1 protein-coding gene is annotated in these 741 nt (G+C 36.8%); it reads left to right on the forward strand.

Annotated elements, in window-relative coordinates; translation table 11 throughout:
* The first annotated feature begins 57 nt into the window (after positions 1-57).
* Entirely contained in the window at positions 58-603 is a 546-nt protein-coding gene (locus AC1TO5_RS21250; protein WP_482064824.1) for a GrpB family protein, read from the forward strand.
* Positions 604-741: the final 138 nt, after the last annotated feature.

The following is a 741-nucleotide window of genomic DNA, read 5'->3' on the forward strand; positions in this document are numbered from 1 at the left end:
ACGTTATCAGAAATCGGCGGAATATCAAAAAATATTTATTAGTAGGTGATGACGAAGATGAAGGATCCAGTAATCATTGAATCTTACAACGATGAGTGGCCGTTGATTTTTGAGGCACTCCGCAGTAAGGTCATAAATCAGTTCGGAACTTCAATAATAAGAATCGATCATATAGGATCAACAGCAATATCAGGTCTGGCAGCTAAACCGATTATTGATATTCAAATATCCGTGATGGATATTCATCAGATCGACGAAGTTATAAAAGGACTAAATTCTTTAGGATTTGTTTATAGACAAGACAACCTAGATTTGACTAAGAAATATTTCAGAGAAACAGAAGGTATGAGAAGAACCCATATCCACGTACGGGAATGGGGGAGTTGGTCAGAACAATTTAATTTATTATTTAGAGATTATTTGAGGGAACATGAAAATGAAAGAAATGAATATGCAAAGGTCAAATATGAACTTGCAAACCAATTTACAAATAAAAGAGAAAACTATGTTGAAGGAAAAACAGAAGTAGTATGGAGCATTATGCTAAGGGCAAATCGCTGGAGTCAAGAAATCGGATGGAAACCTAAGAAACCATTATTATAAGAAGTTCGAAGAAGTCGCCGACATCTGATAACACAGTATTCACGCGTCGGCTACGCCTTGGTCACTTTGATGCTTTTTGGCAGAAGTAGCAGATTCAGTGACAACTTGCTGCGCAAGTTCGTGAATACCTGAACGTTA

The sequence above is a fragment of the Paenibacillus sp. Y930 genome (assembly GCF_056786375.1).